Source organism: Pseudonocardia sp. NPDC049635 (genome assembly GCF_040659795.1).
In the GTDB taxonomy this organism is placed as follows: domain Bacteria; phylum Actinomycetota; class Actinomycetes; order Mycobacteriales; family Pseudonocardiaceae; genus Pseudonocardia.
In genome coordinates this window covers 49,186-64,757 of the sequence record NZ_JBFAON010000017.1, presented here as the reverse complement: position 1 = coordinate 64,757, position 15,572 = coordinate 49,186, and the positions used below count along the sequence as shown (strand labels likewise).

Genomic DNA, 15,572 nt, shown 5'->3' with positions numbered 1-15,572 from the left:
TGTCAGCGCCCCGGTGAGGTCCGCCTCCCGGGGCGCTGATCCATCTCTGGTCAGTCGAGGAAGCTGCCGTCCGCCCGCCGGCCGTGGCGCCCCAGCAGGTGGGTGCAGCTCGGGCAGTGCGACATGAACGACCGCGACGCCACCCACGTGATCCCGACCGTGCACAGGTGCATCAACCCGGCCAGCATCGCGCGGTTCGCCCGCGCAGCTCCGGGGGCGGTACAGGTACGGCAGTCACGGCATCCAGACACGCCAGATGAAACGACGAACGCACCGCGGCTGTTACGCAGCGCTCACAGACCGCTTCTGGCCGGTCACGACCAGCCGGGACCCCGGGGCCGTCACCTGGTCCGCGTCCCGCACCGGCTCCCCGTCCAGCAGCAGCGCCCCGCGCTCGATGTGCGCGGCCAGCCGCTCCGGGTCCATGCCGAACCCGACGAGGCGGTCCCGCACCGTCCGGCCCTCCTGCTCCGTCACCGCTCCTCCTGTTCCTCAGGTTCCGCCCGGTGCTGCGCGTCCTGGCAGTGCGGGCGCAGCGACCGTGCGTGTACCCACCCGTCCGCCGGTAGATCGACCGCGACCAGCTTCTCGGGCGGATGGTGGATCACCTGACCGCACCACCGGCACGACAGGTGCGCCATCAGGCGTCGGCCGGCTCAGAACCCGAGGGAGCGAACCGGCCGTCCGCACCGCGGGCCCGCTGCCGCAGCTCCGCCTCACGCCGCTTCCGGGCGACGTCCGTACGGGCGCCCTTCCCGGGGCGGGCGTCCTGCCACTCCTGCACCTTCGCCAGGTCGTACAGCTTCTCCCCGGTGTCCGGGTGGCGGTACCTGATGCCGTCGGGCGCGCCGAGCCGCTTCACGTAGTAGTAGTAGGTGTCCTTCTTGACGCCGCACACGGCGGCGGCCTCGTCCGCTGTGCCCACCTCGCGGCCCCGGTAAGTCATGCGCGCCATGCGGCAACCATACGGGCCGGGCTGACACACATCGGTGCTGCTCACGGGATGCTCCTTGTCTGTTCCTCCTGGTTGCTGCGGTGTCCCGGGTTGGGGCGTGACGGTTCCCTAGCTGCGGTCTTTACACGCTCGGGGTGATCTTGTCGGTATGGCGTTGATCACAGTGGGTGCCCCCTCGGGTGACGTCCCGCGTCCATGCAGCGACACCGGTACAGCCGGTCGCCCTCACCCTGGAAGGTCCCCAATGACGAGCGCGCCTCCCCCGCACGACCCCCGCCGTGGGGCCCAGCCCTACGGACAACCGCCGCGCCCCCACGGGAACCAGGGCCCGCCCCCGCAGCAGTGGCACCACCAGCAGCCACCCCCGCCGCCCGGCTACAACCAGCAGCACTACGCCGCCCCACCACCCGCGCCGGCCCCCGCCAAGCGGCGCCGCGTCTGGCCGTGGGTCCTCCTTGGGCTCGTCGCCGCCCCGATCCTGATGTTCGGCGGCTGCGTCGCCCTCATCGGCGGTGGAACCGCTGCCGTCGTCGCCGCAGACGGCCCGGTCACCGTCCGTCTCGAACTCACCGGAGACGGCTCCACCGCATCCGCGGTGACCTACTCCAACGGCGGCGACGGGGTCTCCTCCGACCAGGAGTCGAAGGTGCAGCTGCCGTGGACGAAGGAAGTTACGTTCGACTCCGGCCTGATGACGATCCCCTCGCTCATCGCCTCAAACGATGGTGGAGGGTCACTGACGTGCCGGATCACGAACGTCGAGACCGGCGCTGTGATCGCTGAGTCCACCGCCACCGGTGACTACGCGATGGCGACCTGCACCGGCCCGGCCAACGCGCAGCCCTGACCGGGCTGAACTGGCGATCCTCCACACCGCGACCATCTGCATATCGTGCGGGGCGTTCGCCGGTTCAGCTCGTCAGTAGCCCCGCGGCGCACACCGTGGCGCATGCCCGCCCACCGGCGGCCCGTGGTCGGCGCCGTGGGCTCGGTGTCACACGCTGGTTCTCCTCCGGCGGGCTTGAGGCGACACCTACGCTTTTGGCTCGCTTCTGTATCCGCAGGCGACTAGCGTGGCGTGCTCGATCTTCTGAGCTTCCTCTAGCGGAAGCTTAAGAATGCTTGCGGCTTCGTCAGTTGTCATAGTTACTGGATCGCCCCAAATTCGGCCTTGGGTTAGCTTCCAGAACGCAAGAACTGTTCCGCCCTTTTCCTCTGCGTACGCCCGAATCCGGCGGTCGGCAACTGCACCCGGGTGGTCCGTACCGGCCATTGTGGCGAAATAATCCATCTCAGCTTTGGTGAAATTGATACGCGCCATGTTCCCCTCCTCGGGTGCTTTTCATTTCAGATCACTCTAGAGGACCTTCTGGTCTTTCGCTTGTCGGCTCGTGTCTTGCGCGGCGTGCCCGGCACCGGCCGGCCCGCGGCCCGCAATGCCTCGTGCAGGGCGACGTCCAAGGCCTCGGCCTCGGTCGCGCCAGCGGAACCCTCGTGCCGGTACGCCTCCTCGCCAGCGATCAGCGGCGCCGGGCGGGCGGTGCTCACCGGCCCGGCTCCCGCCCCGGCTTGTCGTCGAAACACTCGGGGTGCTGCTCCCGGTGCCACTCGTCGACCTGCTCCAACGTCACCCCGCACCGGTCCATCAGGTAGTCGGCCACCAGGTGGGCGTGGCCGGCAGCGGCCATCGCGCGGGTCCCGCGGTGATAGCCAGCCATCGCCACGGCTCCCATCACGAGCCACACGACCACCAGCATCAGGTCAGCGAAGTCGGTCATTGCTCCTCCTCGAGTAATCCCGGGGCCCCGCGCGGGGACGTCCGGATCGTTGGGGACCGGCCGCCCCACGTCCGGGGCGGCCGGTAGCGGACGGTCGATCAGGCCGGGACGCGGAGCAGGTCGAACGCCAGCTCCTTCGTCTTGGCGCCCGGCCCGGACACCGCGGACAGAGCCCGGTTGTCCTCGCTGCCGCCCTGGTAGTGGTCGACGAACTCGGTGAACGCCTGGTAGCCGGCCCACCGGGTACCGCGGACCGCCTGCTGGGTCGGGGCCTCCCGGAACAGCCACCGCGCCGTGTCCAACCGGCGGGCCTTGCTCCGCCGCGTCCGCGGGGAGTCCTTCGACTCGGGGGCCCCGAGGAGCTGCGCGGCGAGCCGGTCGAACTCGCCGTCGGTCAGCTGCTCCTGGATCATCCGCTCGGCCTCCGCCTCGAACGCGGTGTTGAACTTCCACGCCAGCCCGAGGGTCTGCCGGGCCTGCGCCACCGCGTTCACGGCGCCCTTCGTGTGCCGGATGCTCCACCGCTGCTGCGAGGAGCGGAGCGCGGCCGACTGCGTGTTCGCACAGACGATCCGGACCGGGGACGCGATCGCGCGGAGCGCCATGCTGCCGTCGTGCCCGTTGAGGACGGACACGTAGAGCTGCATCGGGTCGACCCCACCGATGGTCATCTCCTCCGGGAGGCGAGCGGACAGGAACACCTGCCGGCCACCGCGGAGCGCGCCGGCGGTCTCGATGAACGCGCCGGACTGATCCAGGAGGGCCTGCAGGAACTCGACCTGCTCCTCGTTCTGGACCGGCACGTAACCGTCGGAGACATGGCCGCCCAGGACCTCCGGGGCGCCGGTCTGCGGGTTCGTGCGGACGGTGGAGTAACCGCCGGTGTCCAGGGTGGTGACGCCGTCCTCACCGAGCACGGTCGTCTGGTTGGGGGAGAGGCGGACGTCCCAGCCGCGGAGGTGCGCGGCGTCCAGGGCCTCGTCGACGGACATGAGGCCGGGCGTGACCTGCCCGAGCCGGTGCCAGGCGTGGACGCGGGCGGATGCGAACGAGGTGACGCCGTTGGTGATGTCGAGTTCGTGGGCCATCGGGGGTGGTCCTTCCGGTCGGGGCGGCCGGAGTGACCGCCTCACTGACCGCAACCATACGGGTTCAGCCAGTATAGTGTCTAGCCTTCTCTGCAGGTCAGGCTCGTTGCCTGGTAGACGCCTAGGGTCGAACGTGGGGGCTGCTGAGCGGAGGTCGTCGACCTCCTACGGCCGAAGGCGCCGGGCCGGGGCCTCCGGGCGCGCCCACGCGCAGCGTCACCGGGTGCCCTGCAGGCGCGCGCACGCGCGCGTAGACCCCCCGGTGCGGGGCTACCGAGGGGTCTACCGAGGGGCTGGTGAGGGGTCTACTGAGGGGTTCCCGGGGTGCTACCGGTGGGTGCGTACCGCGTCCGCACGTTCCGCCCGGTGCGCTCCACGCGACCTTCCGCCACCAGCTCCGCCAGTCGTCCACGCACGAGCGTGTCGCCCTTACCCGCGGCGGCGACCACCTCCGCCAGGGACGCCGGGCGCCCCACCGACACCAGCGCGTCGAAGACATGCTGGCGGGACTGCTCCGGTGTCATCCGGGCCGCCACCACACGCGCCACCGGCTCGGGCTCGGGCTCGGGCTCGACCATCGGGGGGACCGCCCGCACCCGGTTCGCGGCGCGCAGGTCGTGCCAGTCCTGGCCGAGCGCCCGGTCAAGCGCCCGCAGCTCGTCGTCGTGCAGATCGCCCTGCTCGCTGCCGAACCGCTCCAACACCGCCCGCTCCTGCTCCCGGGTCACCCGGTGGAGCCGGCCCCGGGTCACCGCCGGGTGCGCCCCGTTCTGCACCAGGCACTCACCGGGGACACCACGAGGGAGCTTCGACAGCTGGAACTCCCCGTCGTCGGAGAGGAGCGCGCCGTCCGCCTCCCGCGGGGAGTGGAACCCCACGATCTCCCCGGCCAGCAACGCCGACCGCACCGCGGGGCCACCGAGCGTCGCGGCCTTCCCACGCTGCACCTGCATCCGCAACGCCACATCGAACGCCCGCGAGATTGCGGCCAGCCGCTCCATGTTCCCGACCCGGTCCGCGTCGGTCTGCTCAGCGGCCCGCTTCGCCTGCTGCGCCCACCGCCGCCGCTGGTCCGGGTCGGTCATGTCCTTCGGGGCCGGCTCCGGCACGGTCGGGGTGAAGTAGAGCGCCGTCTCGTCGAGCTGGAACACCAGCACCTTGCGGTCCGGGCGCTTCACCTTCCCGCGCTGCTCACAGATCACCAGCAGCGCCCGCACCACCAGGTCCACCTGCGCCGGGGCCGTGGCGTACACGTAGGCGGCGGGACCGATGCCGTCCCCGTAGTCCGGGGAGCCCGGTTTCAGGTCGCAGATCAGCGGGAGCGCGTTCCGGCAGGCGAGCGCGTGCAGCGCCGTCCGCTTCGCGTACTCGGTCTTGCCGTAGCCCTTCTGTCCCGCGGCGAGCCCGTCCACGCCGCCGTGCTCACGGCGGGCCAGCTCCCCGTAGATCGGGGCCCCGGACGGCTGCACCCCGATCGGGAACGGGTCCCGCGCGTCCGGGGCCTTCTCCGGGACGTCCCACGCGGCGCCGCGTTCCTCACGCGGGGACGTCTGGACACGAAGGAGGTACTCGCCCTCCCGGCCGTCCCGCACCGGTTCGATCGACACGTCCCCCTGCGCCACGTCGTAGCGTGCGGCGATCCGGGGGACTGCCTGCCGCAGCTTCGCGAGCGTGTACTCGCCCTTCACCCGGGGCTGCAGCCGTGCCCACCACGAGTGGCTGTCCGCGCCCCCGCCCTGGGACACCAGGTCCACCCGGGGGAGCCCCACCGCGTCCCCGGACCACGCGGCGATTTCGTGGGACACCTCGACCGCGCGGCGGACCCGCCGGTGCTTGAAATACGGCGGCCACCCGATCACGAGGAGCGCCAGCCACGCCCACAGCAGGGGACCGAGCCCCAGCCAGGTGGGGCCGGTGAAGGGGGACAGCCACCCCGCGGCCGTCGTCCACGCCGTCCCCCCCACCCAGAGGAGTCCCGCCCAGCGGCGTTCCCGGGGACCGGGCAGGCGGGACACCGAGTCCATCCCGAGGACCAGCACGACGAGGGACAACCCGGTCAGCGCCCACGGGAGCCACCCGACGAGCGGCCACCGGTGGGACGCCTCATAGGTCCCCCACGTCACTGCGAGGGACAAGACGGCGAGGACCGCTGGCCCGGCGATGTGCGGCCACCGGTAGATCAGCGCGTGGTCCAGCCGGTCCAGCGCTCGTTGTGTCGCGCCCAGCTCCGTGTCCTGGTTGCTCATGTCGTCATCCCGCGTCTGTCCACGGCCCTCAGCTGGCCTGGTCGAACCGGGGCGGCTGGTGCTCCCCGTAGATCGACTGCGCGGTACGGCCGCCGGCGGCGAGCGCGTCCGCGCACGCCTCGTACTGCTCGGCGATCGTCGCGGCCGCCGTGGCCGCCGTGTCCAGCGCTTCCGCGGCCTCGTGCAGCTCGGACAGCACGCTGGCGTCGACCCGGGCGCGCTCCATGTACTCCGCGTACGCCTGCACCGCCTCAGCCTCCTTCCGGAGGCCGGCCGCGTGCTCGGCGTGCTGCTCGGCGCGTTCCCGTGCCGCACCGGCCGCGGCAGTGATGTGCTCCGGCAGCTCCTCGGCGTAGTTGTGCGGGTCGATCTGCGGGTCGGTCAGGTCGGTGAGCGTGCGCACCGGGTTCGCCACGGTGTCCTCCTCCTCGTTGGTAACGACGCCGAGCCCCGGGACCGGGGACGGCCGGACAGCGGGGACACCGGCGGCAGCCAGCGCCCGCTGCGATCGGTGGAGCGCGAGCGCGACGTCGATCGCGGCGTCCTTGCGCTCCCACTCAGTCGGGTCGTCCCCGCGTAACCGCATGACCAGCCGCTCCCAGGGGGACAACGGCCGGTACCGGGACAGGTGCTCGACGCTCCGTGACCGGTCCCGGGACAGCTGGTCCCGCCAGACGGCGAGAGCGGCGGCGTCCAGACCGGGGTGGGTGTAGCTCGGGTCTGGCAGGTCCACCCGGTCCGCGCGCTCCTCCGTCCCGGTGGTCATGTCCACGACGACGGGGGCCCGCCCGTGGATGCGGCGCCGCTCTGCCGCGAGCCGGCCCGGGGCAGTGATGGTGTCCACGTGCCCCTGGACGGCCTGTCCCGCCGTGACGGCGGTCCAGCGCGCGCCACGGGACACCCACGTGACGCTCCACTCGCCCAGGGCGCCTACCGCGCCGCGGCGCTTGCGGCCCCGCCCGCGGGAAGCGGTGTCGCCGCTCGCGCGGCGCTGCTCCCGGTTCCCGGACTGCTTGCCCTTGCTCTGCTGCCAGTAGATGCCGCCCGGCCCGTCGAACCGGAACGCCTTCGTGCGGGTGTTCCACGAGAGCGGGCCGACCTTGAACCCCACCGAGGAGAACCCGTTCTGCGTCAAGTTGAGCGCGACGTGGAAGTACCGGCTGCCCCACTTCTTGTTCTTCTTGTACTTGATCCCCATCAGCCCGTGCCCTCCTCAGTGGTGGTGGACTGCTGCTCGGCCTTCCGTGCGCGCTGGCGGCGCTTCTTCTCCCGCTCCTGCCGACGCCTGCGCTCCTCCGGTGTCTCGTCCTCGACGCCCGGGGTCGGCACCAGCTGCGGGCGCTGCGGCTCCCCGGCCACCGGGCGGGTCCCGTCCCCACCGGGACGCTTCACCGGCGGGGACGGGGGACGGGGGGCCACCGCGCGGCCCGCCGCTGGCTGCTTCCGCGGCGTCGCAGCGCGAGCCGGCGGTGCGGGCTCCGCCGGGTCGGTGGCGCGGGCCGCCTGAACCACCAGCAGCTCCATCACCGCGCCGGGCATCCACGCGATCCCGAGGGGGAGCCCGGCCGCGTGGAGGACGTCCGCGATGTGGACCAGTGAGTAGATGGCGGCACCCAGGCAGATGCCGCCCATGACGAGCGCGCGTTCCATCCGGCGCAAGCCGCTCGCCGGTGTCGGGGTGGAGCGCCAGAGCCGGACGGCGACGGGCAGCACGAGGGACATGCCGACGCCGACCCCGATGAGGATCGGGGAGCCCTTCTGTACGGCGTAGGTGACGTTGCCGGCCATCGAACCGGCGACGCCCAGGGCGATGGCCACCTGTTCCGGTGTCCACCGCGTCCCCTGCTGTCCCACGTGGCCCTCCTGGTCAATCCGATGGCATACGTTGCATAGGTGGCGATCTGTGGCAACCGTAGCGCAGCGAATCTGCCGCGTCTGTCGCATCCCGTGGCGTCTGCGGCCCCCGGGGCGGGGGCGTGACAAGGTGTGCCCCGTGACCGAGGAGGAGGCGGCCCGCCTGATGGGCTCCGTGGAAGCGGCGAAAGCCGTGGGGGTGGATCGCACGACGTTGGCCCGCTGGGTCGCGGCCGGGAAGATCGAACCGACCCTCACGACGGCGGGTGGTCACCACCGGTACGACCTCGACGACCTGCGCCGTCAGCTCGCGGCGCTCCGGGACGCCCGCCGCGGCAGCACCGAGTAGCCCCGAGAACACCCCGCCCCGGACACGTCGGGGCTACCGACGATCGGGGACGTGCGCACCCCGAGCCCTGCCGCCGCAGTGACCGACGCGCTGGCCGCCTACCGGCTGGTGCGTCTCCTGCAGCGTGACACCCTGCCCCCGCTGCCCGACCTGCGTGACCGACTTGCGCGGGCCGCCGGGGACCGGGCCTGGGGGGAGCTGCTGCACTGCGCCTGGTGCGCCGGGTTCCACGTCGCCGCGCTCGTCGCTATCGCCCGACACACCGCCCCCCGGGTGTGGGGGCCGCTCGCGACCGTCCTGGCAGGCAGCGCCGCCGTTGGTCTCCTCGCCGCTGCCGAGGATGCCGCCGATGCCGCGACCGGGCACGACCTGGTGGCACGCGGTGGTACCCCTGACAGCTGGGGGCTGTAAGCGGTGGGGATCACCGGGGACTGGCTGCGCCGCTGGCAGGCAGCCGACGACGACGTACCCGCTGCCGCGGAGCTGCCGCACCGGCCGCGTCCCCTCACTGCGGCCGGCCGCCGGGTCGACCTGAGCAACCCGTCCCCGACCCTGCTGCGCCGCAAGGACTGGCAGGCCGCGGCGTGGGGCTACCGCGACACCGTCCCGGAGCTGCGGTTCGTGACTGGGTTCATCGCCTACGCGCTCGGCCGCCTCCGCGTGTTCCCGGCCGTCAACCAGCGCGAGGGACGCGAGCCGATCCCGCTGCAAGAGGGCGGCACCGACGGTGTGTCCGCAGCGACCGCCGCCGCTGCCCGTGCCGCGATCGCCCGGATCAATCTCGACGTGCGCGGGTCCAGCCTCCTCGCCCGGCTCGGGGAGAACCTGGAGGTGGCCGCCGAGGGGTATCTCCTCGGTGAACCGGACCCCGACTCTCCGACCGGGGAGTCCTGGTCCGTGCGGTCGGTGACCGAGATCAGCGTGACCAACGACGGCCGCATACGGCTCATCGAGCCGGGTGCCCGGTCCACCACCGGTGGCGGCGGCCGGGAACTGGACCCCGACCAGGTGGAGCTGCTGCGCGTCTGGCGGCCGCACCCTCAGTACTACGACTGGCCGGACTCCGAGCTGGCGTCGGCTCTCGACACCGCGGAGGAGCTGCGGCTCATCGACCGGCTGATGCGGGCCTCGACCCGCTCGCGAATCTCCTCCGGGCAGATCCTCTACGTCCCGGACGAGTTCTCCCTGTCCCGCCCCGGGGGCGCCCCGGTGCAGGCGAGCGTCCCGGGCGCGGCGGAGGACGACGACCCGTTCATGGACGAGCTGGTCAACTCCATGATCGAGCCGATTCAGAACGAGGACGCGCCGGAGGCCGTCGTCCCTCTGCTGATGCGCGGCCCCGGCCTGATCCAGGACAAGGCGGCAAAGGACCTCCTCGGGGCGGTCCCGATCCCTCGGGAGGACCCGGCCGAGCTCAACGACCGCCGGGACCGGAAAGTCGCCGTGCTCGCGCGGGCCCTGAACATCCCACCGGAAGTGATGACCGGTCTCTCGGTGGGGAACCACTGGTCGAGCTGGTTAATCTCCGCGGACACCGTGCGGAACCACATCGAGCCGCGCGCCGAGGTGCTGTGTGACTCCCTCACGTCGGCGTACCTGCGGCCGATGCTGCGGGAGATGGGCTGCCCACCTGACGAGGTGGAGCGGGTCGTGCTCTGGTTCGACCCGGCCGAGCTGGTGCAGAACCCGAACCGGGGGCAGGACGCGCGGGACGCGCACGCGGCGGGGACGCTCTCAGATGAGGCTCTGGTCCGGCATCTCGGGTTCGCCGACGACGAACGGCCGAAGCTCAACGAGCGGTTGTTCCGCGCGTTGGAGTCCCGCGCGATCTCTGACCAGCAGGTGCCGCTGATGCTGGCGCTCGCTGGGATGGAGGAGGACCACCCGATCATGCGGGCGGCGGTGGCTGCGGCGAAGGCGGGGAGGGCGCAGCGGGCCCCGCAGATCGTGAACGGCGCCCCGACCGTGGACGGTGGCGGCGGGGACCCGCCGTCGGGGGAGCCGCCGGCCGAACCGGGGCCCCCACCGGCGCCGGCACCGATCAACGCGGCGGGGCCGCCGCGGCGGCGGAACACGTACCGCGTCGTCGAGCGTGCCTGCGCCGACCTGGGGCGGATCGACGCGCAGCTGATCACCGAGCTGCTGGCGCACGCCGACGCCACGGTGGGGAGGGCGGTCGAGCGGGCCGCGAACCGTGCCCGTGCCCGCGCGCAGCGGGACCCGGAGATGGTGGCCGCGTTCCGGGACCGACCGGCCGTCGAGGTGTGCGCCGAGCTGGGGGACCGGCTCGGCCCGTACTCCGAGGAGACGGACCTGACCGGGTCGACCGACCAGCTGCGGGAGCTGTGGCTGGGCGCGATCCAGGCCGCGGCGGAGGCCATCGCGGAGGTGGTCGCCGCGATGCTCGGTGTCGGGGCCCGGGACGAGCAGCTGGTGTCCCGGTTGGAGGCGGAGGCCAGGGCGGCGTGGCCGCAGCTGGACCAGGAGCTGCGCACCCTGATCCGGGACGTCCTGGCGGGCCGGGTCGCTCCGCGCCTGGACCGCGGTGAGGCTCCGGCCGGCCCGGTGCCCGCCCGGATGCTGCGGACCGCGCTCGCCCGCGCCGGTGGGATGCCACCGGAGAGCGCCGGCGTCGCGGCCCGGGGGCAGCGGCATCTCTCCGGGGCCGGGAACGCGCTCCGCGGTCTCGCCACCGGGGAGGTCGTGGCGGAGGTGGTGCGCAGCAACGGCGGCGCGGAGCTGGGTTACGAGTGGCAGTACTACGGCATCCACCGGGTGCCGTTCCTGCCGCACCGTGAGCTGTCCGGGAAGCGGTTCGCGTCGTGGACGGATGACGTACTCGCCACGGAGCCGCAGGACCGCGGCTGGATCGGGTCCCACTACAGCCCGGGGGACCACGACGGCTGCCTGTGCGGGTTCTTCCCGATCTGGGCGGTCCCGATGGACCCGGACGAGCCGCGGGCGCAGGCCGACGCGTCCGCGTTGACGGAGCGGGACAGCCAGGTGGAGTCCCGAATCCTCATGGCCGAGATCGACGACCTGTATCCGGGCCGGGGCACGTTGCCCGACGGCCGGACGCACGCGCAGGCGCAGCGGGATCTGCACGAGGAGCTGGTCGAGCTGCGGGAGAGACACATCAACGCGAGGGAGACACCGTGAAGCCGAGCACCGGCCGGGTCGTTCACTACGTCAGCCGCGGCTCGGCGGACGGCCGGTTCCCACCGGCCTGCCGCGCCGCGACGGTGACGGAAGTCGCCCGGGACCACGAGCACGTCGGTCTGGCGGTGCTGAACCCCACCGGGATGTTCTTCCACTCGCTCGCGGATGGCGGCGTGGAGTTCGACCCGGGCACGGACCGGGTGACCGACCAGCACGCGCTGTGCGACGGCCGGCACCACGACGGCGGTACCTGGCACTGGCCGGGCCGCGTGGAGGAGGACGCATGACCGTGCAGCAGCGATTCGGGGCCGGCACGCTGCGGCCGCTCCCGGCCGGGCGGGCAGTGACCGCGAGCGCGGACGGCCGCCCCTGCTTCCTGGTGACCTCCGCGGACGTGGCCGCCGAGCTGGGCTGCGTCAGCTGTCACGCCCCGTTCGAGCAGGGCAGCTACTACACCGAGCGGCCCGTCGGGCGCACCGACGCCGGGGACGACCTGGTGGAGGTCATCTGCGTGACCTGCGCACAGGCCGGCACCGACGACGCCCCGGACCTGGTGCCGGTGCTCGGGCAGGACCGGGACCTGCCGGACCCCGACGGCTGGGTCCGGGCCTCCGCCCCGGTCGTCGTCGTGGAGGGCATGCAGACCGGCGACGGCCGTCGCATCGACGTCGGCGGCCTGACCCACCGGGCGCTGCCGCACGCGCTCATGTCGCTGTCCCGCACCAGCGAGGGCGGGCACCTCGATGCCACCGTGGCCGGGCGCATCGACAAGCTCGAACGGGTCCCGGGCCCGGAGGTCACGAACATCGACACCGGGGAGCCGTTCCCGGAGGGCACCTACGTGTGGCGGGCCCCGGAGCTGTACGTCAACCCGGAGCACCCCGACTACGCGCTGATGTACGCGGGCGCGCTCACCGGGCTGTCGGTGGACCTGGCCGAGACCGTCGCCGACTTCGAGTTCGACGAGGACGACCCGGACGACGAGGGAGTCCTCGTGCTGCGGTCCGGGCGGATGGCGGCGGCGACGGTGTGCACGATCCCGGCGTTCCCGGGCGCTCACATCGTGCTGCCCGACGACGCGCCGGCACCCGGCCAGTCGGCGGCCCCGCTCGCGGCGTCCGCGGTGGAGTCGGGTCGCGGCCGAGCGTTCCGGTTGGAGACGGAGTCGGCGCTGTGTGCGTCCTGTGTGACCCCGCCGTCGGAGTGGTTCACCGATCCTGGGCTGACGGAGCCGACCCCGCTGCAGGTGACCGAGGACGGCCGGGTGTTCGGGCACATCGCGGACTGGACGACCTGCCACATCGGGCTGCCGGGGTGCACGCGGACACCGCGGTCCCGGAGCGGGTACGCCTACTTCCTCACCGGGTACGTGCTCACCAGCGACGGGGAGCAGGTGCCCGTGGGGCAGTTGACGTTGGGCACCGGGCACGCCGACCTCTCGCAGGGGGCGCAGGCCGCGGTGGCGCACTACGACAACACCGGAGCCGCCGTCGCGGACATCGCCGTGGGCGAGGACGAGCACGGCATCTGGTGTGCCGGCGCGCTCCGGCCCGGTGTCACCGAGGAGCAAGTGCGGGTCCTTCGGGCCTCCCCGCCGTCCGGGGACTGGCGTCCGATCAACGGCAGCCACGAGCTGGTGGCCGTGTTGAACGTCAACACCCCCGGGTTCCCGATCCCTCGTGTCCAGGCGCGGGTGGCGTCGGGGCGCACTACCGCACTGATCGCGGCCGGTCCGGCTGCGACGAGCATGACGAAGGAGACGCAGATGGCACCGACCCCGAAGGGTGTCCCGGGTGAGGAGGAGCCGGCGGAGGACGCGGAGGAGACCTCTGCGGTGTCGCCCGGTGACATGGTCACGATCGCCGCGGGCGGTGAGCTTGTCGGGACCGTGGTCGGCGCGGACGGTGACAACGTCACGGTGGAGGTGGTCTGCGACGCCTCCCTGATCACGGTGACGGAGCCGGAGGACGCCGTGTCCGCCGGCGCGGGGCTGCCCCCGGATCAGCTCCGGATGCTGCGCTCGGTGCGGGCCCGGCACGTGCTGGACACCGTGTCGCGCGGCTAGGTCGTCCTCGGAACGGCCCCCACTCTGCCCGGGTGGGGGCCGTTCTGTGTCTCGGCCCGAGAACAACACGGCCCGCGCTCGCGGCCCGTTCCTAGCGTCCCTGGTGAGCACGCCGCCTAGCGGCAGCACGAGCGGCCACGCGCCCAGCGCAGGCCACACCAGGACAGACCGAGCAGGGACGAGGGTCATGGACGAGACGATCAAGGAGCTGCTGGCCGCGCTGGGCGACGCCACCGGTGACCAGCTCACGGAGGCGCGCGAGGCCATCGCCGCGCGGATGCAGGAGCTGGCCCCGGCCATCGAGGCCGGGGAGGTCACCGAGGAGCAGCACGCGGAGATCGAGGCGCTGGGCGACGCGTTCCGGCAGATCAAGGCGGAGCAGGACGGCCGGGCCCAGGCTGCTGCCGAGCGGTCCGAGGCTGCCCGCGGGGTTCTCGACGAGGTGGCCGCCACCGCCGAGACCGACGCCGACGCCGACGCGGACGGCGAGGACGGCGGCGGGGAGACCGCGGAGACCGAGGGCGCCGGTGACGGTGAGGAGTCCGAGGAGACCGCCGACGCCGACGCGGAGGGCGACCGGGAGCGGGAGCCCGTCGCCGCGTCCGCGAACCGGCCCGCGCTCGGGCGGATCGGTGCCCGCACCCGGAGGCGGACCCCGTCCGCCGCGGTGAACCAGCGGAACGCGCCGGCCATCTACGCTGCCGCGGACACCGGCTACAGCGCCGGCCACCAGCTGACCCGCGACGAGCTGGCCTCTGCGATGGCGAATCGGCTCCGCGCGGTGTCGCGCGCGACGTCCGGCCGCAACGAGCTGGTGCACGTGGCCACGTTCAAGCAGGACGGCCCGAAGGAGCGGCACCTCGTCAAGGGTCAGCTCGACGAGAACACCCGGAAGATCGAGGCACTGACCGACACCGGTGCGCTCGTCGCCGCGGGTGGTCTCTGCGCGCCGTTCACTCCGGACTACAGCATCGACGTGGTGGGTTCCATCGCCCGCCCGGTCCGGGACGCCCTGGTCGGGTTCACCGCGGACCGCGGCGGTATCTGGTTCCGCCCGAACCTCGACGGTGCTGCCACGGCACCCGGCGCGTCCGGGGTGTGGACCAACGACATGGACGCGGCGGTCGGCACGGTCGACGGGGAGGGCGAGCCGCTCGACCCGGACCCGAAGCCGTACGCCGTCGTCGACTGCCCCGACATGATCGAGGCCGAGGTCGAGGCGGAGACCTTCCAGCTGGAGTTCTCCAACGTCACCACGCGGTTCGACCCGGAGTCGACGGCCGCGAACATCAAGGCCGCGATGGTCGCGCACGCCCGGTGGTCGGAGAACCGGCTCCTCCGGAAGCTGATGACCGCCTCGACCACGATCACGTGGGACAGCGTGCTCGGCGCGACCCGTGACGTGCTGGCGATGCTCGACCAGGTCATCGCCTACAAGCGGTCGGTGCACCGGCTCGACTCCACCGTGCCGATGCGGATGATCCTGCCGCTGTGGGTGCAGAACATGCTGCGGGTCGACGTCCTGCGGGCGCTGCACACCAGCAACGATCAGTACTTCTCCGCGCCGGACTCGCTGATCGCCCGCTGGTTCTCCGACCGGAACGTCAACATCACCTGGCACCTGGACGGGGAGGCGACCGCCGCCGGCACCCCGGCCGCGGTGGCGCAGCGCTACGGCCTGCGCGTCTCCAACGGTGACCCGGTGCCGCCGTTCCCGACGCAGGTCGAGGCTCTGCTCTACCTGGAGGGTGAGTGGCTGCACCTCGACGGCGGCGAGCTGGACCTGGGCGTCGTGCGCGACTCCCGGCTGATCGAGCAGAACCGCTACCGCACCTTCACCGAGGAGTGGGTCGGGGTCGCGTTCAAGGGCATCGAGTCGCTGCGGATCGTGGCCGACCTGACTCCGAACGGCGCCAGCGCCGGGACGGTCGAGCCGGCCGTGACCTCCGTCGGCGGCTGATCCGGGCCGGGCTGAGAGAGCAGCAATGGCAACGCCGATGCTGAGCCCGGCGATGGCGCCGCCGGCAGTCCCTCACCGCGTTGGGGGACTGCTGGCGGCTGCCCAGCCTGGCGACACG

Annotated in this window: 17 protein-coding genes; 7 read left to right on the top strand and 10 right to left on the bottom strand. The window is 72.7% G+C overall.

Translation table 11 applies throughout. The annotated features are described in order from the left end of the window. Positions 1-50: 50 nt before the first annotated feature. The 3 genes from AB0J24_RS19840 to AB0J24_RS19830 form a co-directional block, all read right to left on the bottom strand. Positions 51-188: a hypothetical protein gene (locus AB0J24_RS19840; protein ID WP_358683366.1), complete on the bottom strand. Its 138-nt coding sequence runs from the start codon at positions 186-188 to the stop codon at positions 51-53. Between the two features lie 94 nt (positions 189-282). Further along, the gene (locus AB0J24_RS19835; RefSeq protein ID WP_358683364.1) at positions 283-477 is read right to left on the bottom strand and encodes a hypothetical protein; all 195 of its coding nucleotides are present in this window, start codon (positions 475-477) and stop codon (positions 283-285) included. A gap of 163 nt (positions 478-640) precedes the next feature. After that, entirely contained in the window at positions 641-955 is a 315-nt protein-coding gene (locus AB0J24_RS19830; protein WP_358683362.1) for a hypothetical protein, read from the bottom strand. Between the two features lie 244 nt (positions 956-1,199). Here AB0J24_RS19830 and AB0J24_RS19825 point away from each other — a divergent pair, with 244 nt between their 5' ends. Beyond that, a complete protein-coding gene (locus AB0J24_RS19825; protein ID WP_358683360.1) occupies positions 1,200-1,802 on the top strand; it encodes a hypothetical protein in 603 nt (200 codons plus the stop codon). A 186-nt stretch (positions 1,803-1,988) separates the two neighbouring features. Here the strand turns inward: AB0J24_RS19825 and AB0J24_RS19820 are convergent, their stop codons facing one another. From AB0J24_RS19820 to AB0J24_RS19790, 7 genes are all read right to left on the bottom strand, one after another. Further along, positions 1,989-2,276, bottom strand: coding sequence for a hypothetical protein (locus AB0J24_RS19820; RefSeq protein ID WP_358683358.1), 288 nt, complete (start codon positions 2,274-2,276; stop codon positions 1,989-1,991). A gap of 26 nt (positions 2,277-2,302) precedes the next feature. Then, the gene (locus AB0J24_RS19815; RefSeq protein WP_358683356.1) at positions 2,303-2,503 is read right to left on the bottom strand and encodes a hypothetical protein; all 201 of its coding nucleotides are present in this window, start codon (positions 2,501-2,503) and stop codon (positions 2,303-2,305) included. After that, positions 2,500-2,733 (bottom strand): hypothetical protein, encoded by a 234-nt coding sequence (locus AB0J24_RS19810; protein WP_358683354.1) that lies wholly within the window; start codon positions 2,731-2,733, stop codon positions 2,500-2,502. Before AB0J24_RS19810 ends, AB0J24_RS19815 begins: the two co-directional genes overlap by 4 nt. Positions 2,734-2,831: 98 nt before the next feature. Continuing rightward, positions 2,832-3,821 (bottom strand): DUF932 domain-containing protein, encoded by a 990-nt coding sequence (locus AB0J24_RS19805; RefSeq protein ID WP_358683352.1) that lies wholly within the window; start codon positions 3,819-3,821, stop codon positions 2,832-2,834. Positions 3,822-4,126: 305 nt separating this feature from the next. Further along, positions 4,127-6,067 carry a hypothetical protein gene (locus AB0J24_RS19800; RefSeq protein ID WP_358683350.1) on the bottom strand — a complete coding sequence of 647 codons (1,941 nt, stop codon included), beginning with the start codon at positions 6,065-6,067 and terminating at the stop codon, positions 4,127-4,129. A 28-nt stretch (positions 6,068-6,095) separates the two neighbouring features. Beyond that, positions 6,096-7,265, bottom strand: a complete 1,170-nt coding sequence (locus AB0J24_RS19795) for a hypothetical protein (RefSeq protein WP_358683348.1) — start codon at positions 7,263-7,265, stop codon at positions 6,096-6,098. Further along, positions 7,265-7,921 carry a hypothetical protein gene (locus AB0J24_RS19790; RefSeq protein ID WP_358683346.1) on the bottom strand — a complete coding sequence of 219 codons (657 nt, stop codon included), beginning with the start codon at positions 7,919-7,921 and terminating at the stop codon, positions 7,265-7,267. Before AB0J24_RS19790 ends, AB0J24_RS19795 begins: the two co-directional genes overlap by 1 nt. 139 nt (positions 7,922-8,060) lie before the next feature. On the opposite strand from AB0J24_RS19790, the gene AB0J24_RS19785 reads away from it, so the two are divergent. The 6 genes from AB0J24_RS19785 (at position 8,061) to AB0J24_RS19760 (ending at position 15,454) form a co-directional block, all read left to right on the top strand. After that, positions 8,061-8,270 carry a helix-turn-helix domain-containing protein gene (locus AB0J24_RS19785; protein WP_358683344.1) on the top strand — a complete coding sequence of 70 codons (210 nt, stop codon included), beginning with the start codon at positions 8,061-8,063 and terminating at the stop codon, positions 8,268-8,270. Between the two features lie 51 nt (positions 8,271-8,321). Further along, on the top strand, positions 8,322-8,681 hold the full coding sequence (locus AB0J24_RS19780) for a DUF1360 domain-containing protein (RefSeq protein WP_358683342.1): 360 nt from the start codon (positions 8,322-8,324) through the stop codon (positions 8,679-8,681). Positions 8,682-8,684: 3 nt separating this feature from the next. After that, positions 8,685-11,429 (top strand): hypothetical protein, encoded by a 2,745-nt coding sequence (locus AB0J24_RS19775; RefSeq protein WP_358683340.1) that lies wholly within the window; start codon positions 8,685-8,687, stop codon positions 11,427-11,429. Beyond that, the gene (locus AB0J24_RS19770; protein ID WP_358683338.1) at positions 11,426-11,716 is read left to right on the top strand and encodes a hypothetical protein; all 291 of its coding nucleotides are present in this window, start codon (positions 11,426-11,428) and stop codon (positions 11,714-11,716) included. The genes AB0J24_RS19775 and AB0J24_RS19770 overlap by 4 nt, the downstream gene beginning before the upstream one ends. Beyond that, positions 11,713-13,494: a hypothetical protein gene (locus AB0J24_RS19765; RefSeq protein ID WP_358683336.1), complete on the top strand. Its 1,782-nt coding sequence runs from the start codon at positions 11,713-11,715 to the stop codon at positions 13,492-13,494. Before AB0J24_RS19770 ends, AB0J24_RS19765 begins: the two co-directional genes overlap by 4 nt. A gap of 187 nt (positions 13,495-13,681) precedes the next feature. After that, entirely contained in the window at positions 13,682-15,454 is a 1,773-nt protein-coding gene (locus AB0J24_RS19760; RefSeq protein WP_358683334.1) for a major capsid protein, read from the top strand. The last annotated feature ends 118 nt before the right edge of the window (positions 15,455-15,572 follow it).